Origin of the sequence: Calothrix sp. CCY 0018, assembly GCF_963920925.1 — a bacterium.
Lineage (GTDB): Bacteria > Cyanobacteriota > Cyanobacteriia > Cyanobacteriales > Nostocaceae > Rivularia.
This window is the reverse complement of the sequence record NZ_CAWUDI010000008.1, coordinates 121,522-135,168: the sequence shown is the minus strand read 5'-3', so window position 1 is coordinate 135,168 and position 13,647 is coordinate 121,522. Positions and strand designations below refer to the sequence as shown.

The window sequence follows — 13,647 nt, the reverse complement described above, 5'->3', positions numbered from 1 at the left end:
AGTGATGCCGTCTAAAGCTAACTAACAAGAATCGTCATTTGTCATTGGTGAGCCAGTGCGCCCTCGCGGGTTCCCAAGGCAGCGCGTTGCTCTGGAACAAGCGAGTTGTAGCGACTGCCGCCGACTTGTAGACGCGCAAAGCGGCGGCTTCTCGCAGAGTAGCAACTGGCGTTAGCGACGCAGGAGCGTCACCCGAAGGAGCATATATTATGTCACAATTACAACTATGAAGGAGCAGATTTTTGCAATATTCCAAAACTTGGGTACTCTGGCATTACTAGCGATCGCATTTCCCTTTAACTGCACTGTTGTACTTACATTGCTGCTGTGGAATTTTTTCAGCCAAAGCTATGCCAAGCAAGTGGTTTTGAACGAGAATCCGAAAAATATCTTGATCGGTGGTGGTAGAATGACCAAAACCCTTCAGTTGGCGCGATCATTTCACGCGGCAGGGCATCGAGTCATTTTATTCGATCTCGACAAATACTGGTTCAGTGGTTATCGATTTTCTAACTCTGTGGCTAGATTTTACACAGTTCCTGACTCGCACGAAGACTTAGAAGGCTATACTCAAGCGGTGCGAGCGATCGCCAAAAAAGAAAATATAGATTTTTTTGTGCCCGTAGGTATTTTTGCTGCCAACTACTTTGATTCCGAGCGCAAACCAGTGTTATCAGGCTATTGTGAGAATTTTCACTTCGATGCTGATACAATGAAGATGCTGGATAACAAGTTTACTTTTGCTGAAATTGCACGCTCGCTATCGTTATCTGTCCCGAAAACCTTCCTAATTACAGATCCCGAACAAGTTCTTAAATTCGACTTTGCCAACGAAAAACGCAAGTACATTCTCAAAAGTATTGTCTATGACTCTGTTTTACGCTTAGATTTGACCAAGCTACCAATGGAATCTTACGAAAAAATGGCGCTTCATGTTAAAAGTAAGCCAATTAGTAAAGATAACCCTTGGATATTGCAAGAGTTTATTCCAGGAATTGAATACTGTACTCACGATACAGTCAGAAATGGTGCATTAACGGTACATTGCTGCTGTAAATCATCTGCTTTTCAAGTCAATTACGAAAACTTGGAACATCAAGCAATTAAAGAGTGGGTGAGTCATTTTGTCAAAGAATTACAACTGACTGGACAACTTTGTTTTGACTTCATTCAGGCAGAAGATGAAACGATTTATGCCATTGAGTGCAATGCTCGCGCTCACTCTGCAATTACAATGTATTACAACCATCCAGGTTTAGCCGACGCCTATCTTAGTAAAGAGCCTCCGGCTGAACCTCTGCAACCCCTGAGTGATAGTAAGCCTACTTATTGGCTTTATCACGAACTTTGGAGACTTAATGAAATTAGATCGTTAAAGCAGTTACAAAAGTGGTTTAATAATATTTGGCGAGGAAAAGATGGAATATTTGAAGTTAACGACCCACTACCGTTCTTAATGGTACATCACTGGCACATTCCTTTGCTATTACTCGATAGTTTGCGATGCTTACGAAGTTGGGTGAGGATTGATTTCAACATCGGGAAACTCATACAGTTTGGAGAAGACATAAAATATAGCAAATCTACCTCTGCAACCCCTGAGCGGATCGTAAGCTGACTTATTGTTGTCTCAAAATGAGTTTACTTATGTGGGCAGCATATTGCTTCAAGGGCAAGTTTACTTGCGATCGCGCGATCGCAAGCGCATCGTCTTGATATAATTCCCGAAGAAGAGCAAGTAAGCTAATAATCATTCAACCTACAGAAGCGCGTCTCTTAGTCTCCGCGTCCCCGCGTCTTTTTGATACTAGAGATTGTGCAACTTAAAAGCATATGAGCTTACCCTGGTACAATTCTAGACGGCTTGACGATTATATATGCAAGTGTAGTTAATTGACACTCCTCGGCATAAATGCACGAGGATTCTTGGCTCACCGAGACCACTTAAACTAGATACCTTGCAGTGTCTAGCCCAGAGGTGGGACTCTCCCCAAGCGACTTCGGGTATGCCCTACCCGGCGTTGGATTTCTCCAAGTTCTTTTTTGGATTTGAAACATATTGCTTCAAAAAACTGTTTGCCTAGCTCCTCTGAATCTTTTACCTACTGCGAGGTGGAGTCTAGAGAAATGCAGCTTTATCCGCATAGATTCAATTTTCAAGGTTCAGCGCTTTGTCTTTCGACGGCTAGGTTTTTTAAGTGGTTGTGTACCTTTCCACTTCTTAACAATACCATAAAAGCCGTCCTATAAGGACGGGGCTTTATACCCAATTTTTCGGTAAGGCAGCAAGGGCAGGCTCGCATCTTTTTGTGCCGCTTCATTTTTCTGTGCCACCAGCTACTGATTCCATTATCATGTCACAATCATAATATTATCATCTCACAATCATAATTATGAAGGAGCATATTTTTGTAGTGTTCCAAAACTTGGGCACTCTTGTATTACTGGCGATCGCATTTCCCTTAAACTGCATCGTCGTCTTAACATCGCTACTATGGAGCTTTATAGAGCAACCATTTGGCAAGTCAATTGTTGTCAACCCTAATTCTAAAAATATCTTGATCGCTGGCGCTAGAATGACTAAAACTCTTCAGCTAGCGCGTTCATTTCATGCCGCAGGGCATCGAGTTATTATAATTGACATCGAGAAATTCTGGCCAAGTGGTAACGAATATTCCAACTCTGTTGCAGGCTTTTATACCGTTCCCGATCCGAGCAAAGACTTAGAAGGCTACGTTGAAACCCTACACGCAATAGCCAAAAAAGAAAAAATCGACTTTTTTATCCCGGTAGCCATTTTTTCCGTTATCTACTACGATCGAGGCAAGCCGCCATTACCAGACTTTTGCGAGTTTTTCCACTTCGATGCTGATGTCATAAAGATCCTGGATGACAAATTTGCCTTTGCCGAAACAGCGCGATCGTTCGGTTTATCAGTCCCCAAATCCTTTAAAATTACCGATCCCGAACAAGTCATCAACTTTGACTTTTCTCAGGAAAAGCGCAAATACATTCTTAAAAGCATTCCCTACGATCAAATACGTCGCTTGAATCTCACCAAGCTACCTTGCGATACGCAAGCAGAAACAGCAGCATTTGTCAAGAGTCTGCCTATCAGTGAGGAAAACCCCTGGATTATGCAGGAATTCATCCCTGGAAAGGAATACTGCACTCACACTACCGCGCGAGATGGAGAGTCAAGAATGTACTGCTGCTGTGAGTCATCCGCCTTTCAAGTCAACTACGAAAACGTCGATCTGCCAGAAATTATGCAATGGGCGAGTCACTTTACCAAAGAGTTGGGAAAAACCGGGCAACTTTCCTTTGACTTCATTCAGGCAGAAGACGGAACTGTTTACGCGATTGAGTGTAACCCCCGTACTCACTCCGCCATTACTATGTTTTACAATCATCCAGGAGTAGCGGATGCCTATCTTGGTACAGAACCTCTGGCTGAATCTTTGCAGCCTCTTGCTGATAGTAAGCCAACCTATTGGCTGTACCACGAAGTTTGGCGGCTGAATGAGATTAGATCGTTTAAGCAACTGCAAACTTGGGTAAGAAACATTTTGCGAGGGAAAGAAGCAATTTTTGAGGTGAGCGATCCCTTACCCTTTCTGATGGTACATCACTGGCAGATTCCCTTACTGATTCTCGACAATTTACGAAAACTCAAAGGTTGGGTAAGAATAGATTTTAATATGGGCGAACTGATAGAGTGAGAACGGAGAAATTCGGCATTCATGTAATAATTCAAGAGCCAGAATCCAGGAGTCAGAATAGTTAAATAATCATTCCCAGTTCGCCCATTTTTTTGTGAGTTAGGAAAATGGTTGGATGTATACTTTAAACGGTCACAAACTGAGCTTTGCTAAAGTTTAAAAGTTCGTTGTCTAAAACAAATTCGGGGAGTTTTTCCCAGGTAATTCGGTATTCGGGAGCGGTGGAAAGCATAGGAGAAGATGGGGGATGATTAGTTTTAGTTTAGCGGTTGCTGTTGAAAACTAAGAGGATGTTTTAAAAGTCGGATTTATACATTACCTGGCACCAGGTGCGCGCCACTTGCTACAACGCGCTTATCCCGCGCAACGCAGTGGCTTGGCTACACAAGCAAAACCCGCCGTGGCAGCGGGTTAGTAATTAATTAGTCCACGCAGGTGGACTTTGCTTTTGTAATAGCGGTAATAAAGCGCCGGATACTTTTAAAACATCCTCTAAGGTTGTTCTTTAGAAAGAATCAAATTGAGTACATTTAATTCATTGGAAGTTAACAAATATTTATCTGTAAAACTCTTTTTTCTGATTTCTTTTAAACTGTAACTTCTAAAAAGTACAAAGGGAAATTCCCTGTAACCATCACCAATCGGTAATATATTATTAACGGGATAAAGTAAACGAATATAAGTTGCGAGGATATCGCGAAAGCGTTCGTATTCGGGTTCTTCGGGTTCGTTGGTAAAATATTCTTTGAGTACTTCACCACTTATAAATGTAAATAATGGTAAGGCATAATATTGGTCTGAATTTTGGCTGAATTGTTCGAGCTTTTGAGTTTTATTAACTTCTTCGTTGAGTCTATTAACTAATTCTATGGCATCTTTGATAGCAGAACGCAAATTTTCAGGATAAGATTTACGACGACTAATGATTTTGCTTGGCATTATCCTATTAATTTAGCACGTTAAGTACGCAAGAACCTGTTAGAGCCAGAATTGGCGATCGCCATCTAACGCACCGGGATAAATACCTTGTAAGCGTCGGTAAGCCATAACATCGGAACCAAAGAGTGGTATAGGTAAACGTGGTGGTTTAAGGGAGCCATAATGTAGCAATGTAAGTTTTAATGTCGTGTCTACTAAATCTTCAATTGATACTATATGTCCCGCTTCGTGAATTCTTAAACGTAATGGAACAGGTAAACCCATATTTTCATTTAATTCTGTTGTTACTAAAATCACTTCACGAGAAGATAAGCGCAATGCTAAACCTTTTGTAGGTGCTTTAATAACTTTTTGCTCCCAGTTATACAGTCTGGGTATTCCAGATTTATAGCATTCAACTAAGATAAACCGAGAATCAATAGCTTTTGCCCATTCTTTTAAATATAAAGCTTCATCACCGCAAAAACGTCCATCTCGATAAATTAATACTGTCTTTCCCTTAAGCTTTGCTCTAGGAAGAAATTTCTCTAAGATTCTCTGGGGAATTTCTTCACCTTCAATTAAAGCATCTTCGAGTTTATAGCCGTTAAATTCACCTTGCTTTCCGTAAAGTCGTAAACTAGCGCAAGCATTCATGGTTCCAGCAAGCTTCTTTTTAGAACCTCTAGAAATATCTAAACCAATAAAATAATCGGCAATTTCTAATGGTTCAGCTAACACAAAAGGTAAGTTACCTAATTTAGCTAATATTCCCGGAATGACTTGATTGAGAATATTATTAACTTTTACTGTTTTCAAAGTATCTTCATAAATTACTTGGCTGGCAATTCCTCTTCTTAATAACCGCGAGTAAATCAAAGAATAAAGACTGTCACCTGTATCATCAGTACTTCTATCACCACTGGGCAGAAATACTAAAACTATATCAGGATGTCTTTCCATTAAATCGTCTATAGCTTCTTCAATTTGTACTCTAGCTTCGATACTAGTGAAATTTTCTGTAGACACTATCTTCATATTTTCGGGAGCTAGTATGCTTCCGAAATAGTATTTTTGTAAACGTTGTTTAACTTCATTTAAAAAAAGTTTACCAACCTGAAAATTACCTATCTTCAAAGCAGCTATTTTAATTTTATCTGATGGGTCTTTATAATCTTCGTGACGGAAATAAACTCCACCTTGATAAAGTCCTTTTAATATACTGTTTTGAACGCCAATAATATTTTTACCAAACAAAAGCTTAGTTTCTGAAAGCTTTAGTGATGGTTGCCAAAATAATTGTGAATAGCTAGAACTATTTATACTTTGTCCTAATTTTAATCCATAATTAGCTAAAGCTATATTTGCTTCCTGCTTATAAACCCCTAAAAGGTCTTTTCTTTCTCTATAAGCTACTTTAGTTGCTTTAAGTAACTTTCCATAATCTACTTCAAATTTATCCGCAGTTTCAGCAGTTACGCAAGGACGTAAAGCTGCCATTGCATAGCGAAATTGTTTATTCTTTTTACCAAATTGTACGGTGACTACTGGTTGCTCGTCGGGAGCTTCTTCTAATGCTTGCTTGCTAATTGCACCAGTTGCGTCTTCTTTTAACCTTTTTCTGTGTTCGCCGATATTACCAATAATTCCAGTTATTGTAGCAAAGCTATTATGCTCGATATCCCGAACTTTTAAACCCATTAAAAGCTTTTGTGGGTCTTGTCTAAAAGGATGATTTTCAAAAAATTCAGCTAAATTACCTTTATAACTAAAATTACTCTTAACAGTTATTGTTAAAGCTGCAAAAAACTGATTGTTTATTTCTATAGTTTCAGCCCAAAAAATAGCTCCGCGTTTTACCTCTACCTGTTTTTCTGATAAAGCTACTTTTGATGAAAAGGGACGAATAAATTTTAATATTCTAACTGCTAACTGAGCCAAGATAGAAGCTGTTAACTGTGGCTGACGTACCCATTGAATAAAATAATCACAATCGCCGATATCTTTTCTCAATTCATCACAAATTTCTGTCAATGCTTCTTGCCATTCTTTATGAGTTGGCATTACTTGATTTGGTTTAGCTAAAACCCAAAAAAACTTTTTATCCCAAATTACAATAACATCTGGAAACTTGTGGCAAAAACGCCAACTTAAACGGTTCCCAATTTCTCGCTCTACTTCCGGAGATAGTCGAAAACAGATAAAATTTATTTTTGAATCTTTTAAGATTATTAATGGTAATATTTCACTTAAAAACTTTGTTTCCAAAGCAGATTGCGGACGCGATGTAACCATAGCACCATTCATACAGCACCCTCAATAGCAAATTTACAAATAGAACTAAAAGGACAAAATCGACAGCTTATGCCAGGATTTTGCGGAAATACATCTTGAAAATAATCAGATTTTTGTCGGTAACGTTGCAAATCTTTTTGATGCTGTTTTGCTATCCTAGACATCGTAATTTGAAAAGATTCTAACGTTTCAGGTGTAGCTGTAATTTTTTTTGATTGCTTGCAAGTTTCTAAGTTATAAAACGAAGCAACCGCTTTATTTTCTGGGTAAAGATAGCTAGCTGCTAATAAATAAATATAAGCCTGTCTGCGGTCAAAGTCAGACTTACCAGTCTTAAAATCTAAAATATGTAGGGTCTTATTTTCTTCTAAAAAAATGCAGTCAATTGCTGCATATAAATTAAACAAATAATTACCCTGCTGAATTAAGATTGGTTCCGGAAAACCTTCATCACCTCGACTGAGCTTAATTATTTTCTTACTTAAAAGAATCGGATTTTCAAAATAATTTTCAATTATATTAATTACCCTTTCTCGAACTAGATCGGATTCTTTATTTAACTGCAAAATGTTTACTATTCGATTCAGAGCATCTTTTTGAGAAAACACTGAAAAGTCTTGATGAATCTCGTAAACCGCTTTTTGTGCCAACAAACCTATTGTCTGAGCCGTATTATCTTTATCTAAAAGTGCTGCTACTTCCGGTTCTCGCTTTCTCGCTTTAGCAAAACCTCTTTTCATATCGCAGTGAAGATGTTCGAGTCCTACTGGTGGGGAAAACAAAGACAATAGATTGTAGCTAGCAAAATTCCAAATCTTTTTCATTAAAACTTTTTATTTAATTCATTTTGTGAGAATTTCGTAAATCGCTTGACTGGTTCTAGCTGATTTAGATACACCAGGTTTATTAGCAGTTTCAAAAGTCTCTAAAGCTTCTAACATCTGCTCCGCAGCTTGTTTCAAGTTTGTATCACTACTTAAATTCTGAACTTCCTCTAGAAGAACTGCTAAAGGTCTACCGATAGAAAAACTTAGCTGATTTGAATTGATTGGTTGTTTTTTATTCATGTGACTAGAGATTAACGAGCGATTGTACTATAATGCATTTATTGCACAAGTTGACCAATTTAGTCAACATAGATTTATTTATAGATATGAACATTGAGAAAAGGTAGAGTATGATTCTTGGACTTAAAGGAAAAGAACCGTGAACGAGAGCTTTGGTAAAATCATTCGTCAAGCTCGTAAGGAAAAGGAATACAGTCAGCGCGAGTTAGCGAAATTAGTAGGAGTTAATTATACCTATCTATCCAAATTAGAAAATGACCATGCGGGTTATCCCCCTAGTGAGGAAGTTATTGACTTGTTAGCGCATCATCTAGACTTAACCGAACAAAAAGATAAGCTAAGACGACTTGCGGGAAGAATAACCCCAGAAGATGCCGAAGTATTTGAAGAACTTGTAAGAAAATATAAACAAATGCCTGCTTTACTCCGCAGGATGCGAGATGAACCCAAATTTGCAAAGGAATTATTGAAAGAAACGACTCAAGATGATGAGGAGAAATAGAGTTGAATGTTATCAAACCATATCGCTTTATGTCTAAGCAAGAAATAGAGCAAGTGGCATTAAATAACTTGAATAGGGTGCAAGCAAAACGAAAACGTCCTCTAAAAGGAAATTGTGTTGCTGAAGCAGTTGCGGATTATTTAGATATAGGTATTGTTTGGCAAAGCATAGCTCCTGATGATGAAGGATACATAGCAGCAATGATTTGGCCAATTCAAAGGAAAATTATTATTAACGACCAAATTCCAGCATTAGAGGGTGGTTTTGGGCAATCCACTATAGCTCATGAAATAGGACACTGGTTGCTTCACATCGAGCATGATGCTCTCGATATATTCAAAGAAAGAATGAGTCCTGAATTAATAATGACTATAGAACCATTTTTATGTCGTAGCGTTACTGTTCAAAAAGGAATTGAATGGCAAGCTCAATATTTTGCTAGTTGTTTGCTAATGCCTTTACATAAATTAGAAGAAGCACGAAGAGGACGTGATTTTACTAAATGGCGACATTTGTATGCTGTAGCAGATGAATTAGAAGTAACAATTTCTAACTTAACAAACCGCTTACAAGGTCTTGGTTGGATTTATATACCTAAAGGTTCTAAACAAATTTATTCCGGTCAAAAACTTTTAAACAAATAATAAATATTTGGGTTAAAAAATGAACACTTCATTACTCACGTCCGAATCTACCCTACAACTAACAATCGATTTAACCGACGAACAATTTTGGCAACTATGTCAAAAAAATCAAGAATGGAAATTTGAACGCACAGCATCAGGGGAATTATTAATTATGTCACCAACTGGAGGAGAAACAGGAAATCGCAACATTGAAATCGCATATCAACTCCAAGGTTGGAGTCGCAAAAATAATTTAGGTAAAGCTTTTGATTCTTCAACTGGGTTTAAATTACCTAACGGTGCAGATCGTTCTCCCGATGCTTCTTGGATAACTATAGAAAAGTGGGAATCTTTAACCAAAGAACAAAGACGAAAATTTTTACCTTTATGTCCAGATTTTGTATTAGAACTTCGTTCTCCTACCGACTCGCTGAAGAAAATACGAGAGAAGATGCAGGAGTATATGGAAAATGGCGCTCGGTTGGGTTGGTTAATTAATGTGGAAGCACGACAAGTTGAGATTTATCGTCAAGGTAAGGATGTCGAAATTTTAGAAGCTCCCATAACATTATCCGGTGAAGATGTTTTACCTGGATTCGTATTTGATTTAACAACAATTATGTAGAGATTTTATCAATAATATCAAAACTAAAAACCACATCGTAATTGCCATCTACCAATTCCAACTAAAATCAAACTAATAATCAGCCCTAAAATGGTAATTCGTCGTCTGCGATTTTGATTTTCGATTTCTTGATCGCAAACTAACTGCGAACTTTGAATAAATTCTGTTTCTTTAACACTAAGTTCTTCCGAGCGTTTTTGCTGCCAATCTTGGGCTATTGCTAAAGGTACACCCCGCAACAATGCACTTTTATCTTCACCGCTTTTCTCCCATTGATATATTGCCGATCGCAATTGTTCTTGCCAGCGTCGAAAGTCAGTATCAACCTGTATCCAGTGTTCTAAACGTCCCCAACTTTTAATCAAAGCTTCATGAACGATTTCTACGGTTTCTTCACCAGTGGAATCATTACGGTTTGTTACTAACAAACGAGCAGATGCTAAATGAGTTACCAAATCCCAATTATTTACTTGAGAGCGAGTTGCTAACCTGCGAGTTGCTTGAGTACCTTCTTCCAAACGCACTAACTGAATAAATATTCGTTTTGCTCTTTGCCTATCGTCTTCGGAAAGTCGAGCATATATTTGCTCTCCATATTCAGCCAAAGCACCTTCCACACAGCCGATTTCCGAATAAGCATCGTGAATCAATTGACCGTTTTGATGCTTTTCCCATAGCTGAGTTAAAGCAAATTCCAGCAGTGGTAAATTACCCAATTCTCCCCACACATCATCAATTAATCTATTTGGTAGCCCCAACTCCATTTTTACTTTCATCTTGGTTGCAGGCTTTTCAATTGCCGAGTACAATTCTTCTTGACTCATTGGCCCTAAGTTAAGCACCGCTCCTTGCAAAGCGTCACTAAATGGACGATAAGATAAAGCATGACCGTAAAAATCGGCTCTAAGAGTAATAACTAAACTAAAAGCTGGAGCTAAACTGACAGCAGCTAATAATAAATCTAAAAAAAATTGGGTTTCAGATTCAAGACAAAGGGTATAGAATTCTTCAAACTGATCCGCTATCAATGCTATACGAGCGTTTGGATTTTGCTCAATAAACTCTGCAATAATTGTTTGTAAAGCTTGGCGATCGCATTCTAATCTTGCAGCTAATTCTTCTTTAAGCAAACGCAGATTATTTTCTGAATTAGCTGCATTCTGCTGCAAAAAATTAATTGATAAGCACAAAGGTAACAAAGCACTTGCTAACGCTTCAAAGGGCTTGTTACCTGGACGAAAAGAAATGATTTGCCAATTGGTATTTTCATCTTGTCGCAACTGGGGAATCAAACCAGCAAATACAACGCTTGATTTACCACTTCCACTAGGGCCAACTACAGCTACAAATGTTTTACTTTTTACAGCTTTTAACAAATTCAAACAAAACATTTCCCGCCCAAAAAATAGGTCTGCATCTGCTTCAGAGAAAGCAAATAATCCCCGATAAGGACAAGGAGGCATTCCTCCCAAACTCAACCAGCTTGGTGGCTCTAGCGCTGGATTTTGAAAAATTACGGGTAAACAAGAAGCGCCAGGAAATTTATTTTCTAATCCTTGTAACTGTCTGCGTGCTTTTTGAAACGATATATATAAAGAGTCTCTTTCTTTAGCGAAAAATTCTAAGAAAAATTTGAAAAATACTTGTGCAACCAGATTCGGTATTGGCTCCCTCATCACAATAGTTGTAGGAATATTTAATTTTTCCAACACCGAAGCCAATCCCAAACCATTACAAGAATTAAATATTGCTAATGTCAAACCATTTTCAATTGCTGCTTTAAGAGCTTCTTCTAATTGTTCTAAAGTTAAACTGTTATTAGTTTTATTTTGATTAATATAAATTTTTCCTGCTTCATCCTCAGTTTGACTGTGGCCTGCAAAAAAAAGCACATCCCAACCTTGAGATTGCCAAAGATATCTATTAAATTCCTCGCGTGATGGTTGAATTATAAATTTGACTTCTGCATCTTGTAAACTGCCTAGAAAATTACTTTCTGCTTCTAAATCAATACCGAAACTATTACCCATAACTGCCAAAACTCTGACTTTATTCTTAGTCAGTCTTGACTGTGTAACAACAGTACTTCTTCTATACTCCGGTCTAAAAAGAGCAATTTCACAATAGGGATAATCATCAATCAAATCCCACCAACACCAAGGTATCCTTCGCAACCATAAATCGTTAGTTTCAATAACTATCTGTATTTCCTCTTCTCGACTTAGTGCAGAGCGTAATTTGCGTTCTACATTCAAGAATTCCTCTGATTTTAACCAAGCATTAATACTCAACCGTAAATGCCTAGATAAATCATTGAAGCTAACATCAGAAATATTAGTTATATCACTTTGATCAATTTCTATTTCATCATCTTCCTCCGATAGCGAACGGAATCGCAAATTCAGGCAATCGTAAAAACTCCGATACATAAATTGCCATCGCTGATACAATTCCACCAAATGCGGCGCTGGTGGTAATGAGCCGACAAATTGCTCTGGGAGGGGATGACCAGAAACCCATAATTGAGCCGTTACTTGCTCGCATCCTCCATACAAATCGCTATTTCCCAGATTAATAACAACTGATTTGCTCATGAAAAATACGTTATTATTCGAGGAGTCTGTAAAAGTTTCTAGCTTCTTTTATAGTAATCTAAAGACGCTGCAATGCAACGTCTACCTAATTTTAGTTGTAAATTTAAACTGCTGTTAAAACCTTTTCCAACAATCCTTGAAACAACTTTAATCCATCAGTATTACCCAACATCGCATCAGAGGCTCTCTCAGGATGCGGCATCATTCCCAACACATTACCGTCACGATTGCAAATACCTGCAATATCTCTTAACGAACCGTTAGGATTTTCACCTTCGTAGCGAAATACAACTTGATTATTGTCTTCCAACTCTCTTAAAGTTTTCTCATCAGCATAAAATTTCCCTTCACCATGAGCGACAGGTAAAGTTATTTGTTGGCAACTTTGATAACCTTGCGTCCAGGGTAAATCGTTACGCTCAACCTTTAGCGGGATTCTGTCACAGATAAGAGCAATCCAAAAACGATTATTAGTATCAGCTTTTTGTAAATGATATCGTTTTGAATCATCCAATTAATCAACTTCTATTTCATCGCTATCTGGTTCAAAATTATATCGTTAGGAACTTTTAAAACTTGCTTTGCTCGTAAAAGAACTACTTTCCGTGATGATAAGTAGGTTTAATTGGATATTCCCCATCTTCAGTATCGGAGATAAATTCCATAACGATAACGGGAATATCACCTTGAAGTTGTGCTGTATAAGCTAGAATTGGCGATAGCTATTTATACTGATGACTATCTACCTTTTGCTAAATCGGCATATATAAAAATTTCTATTCCTAAAATTATCAAAAGCAGCATTTCTACAATACACAGAGAAATAATAGCCCAGTGATGTTGTTGCACTAAAATCCAGAAAGCAACTAAGCCGGATATTCCTGAAAATACAAAAGTTATCTCATCAATAATTAATTGCTCTATCTTACGTCGTCTTCGACGTTTGTCGCTTCTGTGTACAATTTCCCAGCCAAAAATTGACTCAATTTCATCATGAAGAGTTTCTTGCTTAACTTTTTCTACTAATATTAAACGAATATATCTGCCAATTGCCGAAATTTTATCGTCGTTAACGAGATATGTCCAACCAAGTATGAGACAAACAAAAGGTATGACTAAGAGAGCATAGTAACTAATTTTGTTGGAAACAGCGAAAGACAGAACACCACCAAATACCCCTAGTGTCACGTAAATCATGTTGTCGCGAAAACCAATTCGCTGTGCTTGTTCTTCCTTTAGCTTCTCATATTCAAGAAGATAAATATCGAGGATTCGATTTTGTTTTTCAGTCATGATAC

General features: G+C 37.8%; 10 protein-coding genes and 2 pseudogenes. 5 read left to right on the top strand and 7 right to left on the bottom strand.

Annotated elements, in window-relative coordinates; translation table 11 throughout:
- Positions 1 to 226: 226 nt before the first annotated feature.
- Positions 227 to 1,618, top strand: coding sequence for an ATP-grasp enzyme (locus tag ACM03V_RS08195; protein WP_414620275.1), 1,392 nt, complete (start codon positions 227 to 229; stop codon positions 1,616 to 1,618).
- A 775-nt stretch (positions 1,619 to 2,393) separates the two neighbouring features.
- Entirely contained in the window at positions 2,394 to 3,722 is a 1,329-nt protein-coding gene (locus ACM03V_RS08190) for an ATP-grasp domain-containing protein (protein WP_414620274.1), read from the top strand.
- A 492-nt stretch (positions 3,723 to 4,214) separates the two neighbouring features.
- On the opposite strand, the pseudogene ACM03V_RS08185 reads toward ACM03V_RS08190, so the two are convergent.
- The 4 genes and pseudogenes from ACM03V_RS08185 to ACM03V_RS08170 all read right to left on the bottom strand — a co-directional run.
- Positions 4,215 to 4,637: pseudogene (locus tag ACM03V_RS08185) on the bottom strand (helicase); the annotation flags it as partial.
- Between the two features lie 63 nt (positions 4,638 to 4,700).
- Entirely contained in the window at positions 4,701 to 6,947 is a 2,247-nt protein-coding gene (locus tag ACM03V_RS08180) for a Piwi domain-containing protein (RefSeq protein ID WP_414620273.1), read from the bottom strand.
- A complete protein-coding gene (locus tag ACM03V_RS08175) occupies positions 6,944 to 7,759 on the bottom strand; it encodes a PD-(D/E)XK nuclease family protein (protein ID WP_414620272.1) in 816 nt (271 codons plus the stop codon). The genes ACM03V_RS08180 and ACM03V_RS08175 overlap by 4 nt, the downstream gene beginning before the upstream one ends.
- 18 nt (positions 7,760 to 7,777) lie before the next feature.
- Positions 7,778 to 8,002, bottom strand: coding sequence for a hypothetical protein (locus ACM03V_RS08170; protein ID WP_414620271.1), 225 nt, complete (start codon positions 8,000 to 8,002; stop codon positions 7,778 to 7,780).
- Positions 8,003 to 8,141: 139 nt separating this feature from the next.
- Here ACM03V_RS08170 and ACM03V_RS08165 point away from each other — a divergent pair, with 139 nt between their 5' ends.
- The 3 genes from ACM03V_RS08165 to ACM03V_RS08155 are packed head-to-tail and all read left to right on the top strand — an operon-like array spanning position 8,142 to position 9,755.
- Complete coding sequence (locus ACM03V_RS08165) at positions 8,142 to 8,504, top strand: helix-turn-helix transcriptional regulator (protein ID WP_414620270.1); 363 nt, start codon at positions 8,142 to 8,144, stop codon at positions 8,502 to 8,504.
- Between the two features lie 29 nt (positions 8,505 to 8,533).
- Complete coding sequence (locus ACM03V_RS08160) at positions 8,534 to 9,148, top strand: ImmA/IrrE family metallo-endopeptidase (protein ID WP_414620269.1); 615 nt, start codon at positions 8,534 to 8,536, stop codon at positions 9,146 to 9,148.
- Between the two features lie 19 nt (positions 9,149 to 9,167).
- A complete protein-coding gene (locus ACM03V_RS08155) occupies positions 9,168 to 9,755 on the top strand; it encodes a Uma2 family endonuclease (RefSeq protein WP_414620268.1) in 588 nt (195 codons plus the stop codon).
- Positions 9,756 to 9,778: 23 nt separating this feature from the next.
- Here ACM03V_RS08155 and ACM03V_RS08150 read toward each other — a convergent pair whose 3' ends face one another.
- The 3 genes and pseudogenes from ACM03V_RS08150 to ACM03V_RS08140 form a co-directional block, all read right to left on the bottom strand.
- Positions 9,779 to 12,349, bottom strand: a complete 2,571-nt coding sequence (locus ACM03V_RS08150; RefSeq protein ID WP_414620267.1) for a CHAT domain-containing protein — start codon at positions 12,347 to 12,349, stop codon at positions 9,779 to 9,781.
- Between the two features lie 103 nt (positions 12,350 to 12,452).
- A pseudogene (locus ACM03V_RS08145) lies at positions 12,453 to 12,800 on the bottom strand (phosphoribosylformylglycinamidine synthase subunit PurQ); the annotation flags it as partial.
- A gap of 287 nt (positions 12,801 to 13,087) precedes the next feature.
- Positions 13,088 to 13,642, bottom strand: coding sequence for a hypothetical protein (locus tag ACM03V_RS08140; protein WP_414620266.1), 555 nt, complete (start codon positions 13,640 to 13,642; stop codon positions 13,088 to 13,090).
- Positions 13,643 to 13,647 lie beyond the last annotated feature (5 nt).

Coding starts and splice junctions, on each gene's coding strand:
- ACM03V_RS08195 (WP_414620275.1), top strand. CDS start 227: ATGAAGGAGCAGATTTTTGCAATATTCCAAAACTTGGGTACTCTGGCA.
- ACM03V_RS08190 (WP_414620274.1), top strand. CDS start 2,394: ATGAAGGAGCATATTTTTGTAGTGTTCCAAAACTTGGGCACTCTTGTA.
- ACM03V_RS08180 (WP_414620273.1), bottom strand. CDS start 6,947: ATGAATGGTGCTATGGTTACATCGCGTCCGCAATCTGCTTTGGAAACA.
- ACM03V_RS08175 (WP_414620272.1), bottom strand. CDS start 7,759: ATGAAAAAGATTTGGAATTTTGCTAGCTACAATCTATTGTCTTTGTTT.
- ACM03V_RS08170 (WP_414620271.1), bottom strand. CDS start 8,002: ATGAATAAAAAACAACCAATCAATTCAAATCAGCTAAGTTTTTCTATC.
- ACM03V_RS08160 (WP_414620269.1), top strand. CDS start 8,534: ATGTCTAAGCAAGAAATAGAGCAAGTGGCATTAAATAACTTGAATAGG.
- ACM03V_RS08155 (WP_414620268.1), top strand. CDS start 9,168: ATGAACACTTCATTACTCACGTCCGAATCTACCCTACAACTAACAATC.
- ACM03V_RS08150 (WP_414620267.1), bottom strand. CDS start 12,349: ATGAGCAAATCAGTTGTTATTAATCTGGGAAATAGCGATTTGTATGGA.
- ACM03V_RS08140 (WP_414620266.1), bottom strand. CDS start 13,642: ATGACTGAAAAACAAAATCGAATCCTCGATATTTATCTTCTTGAATAT.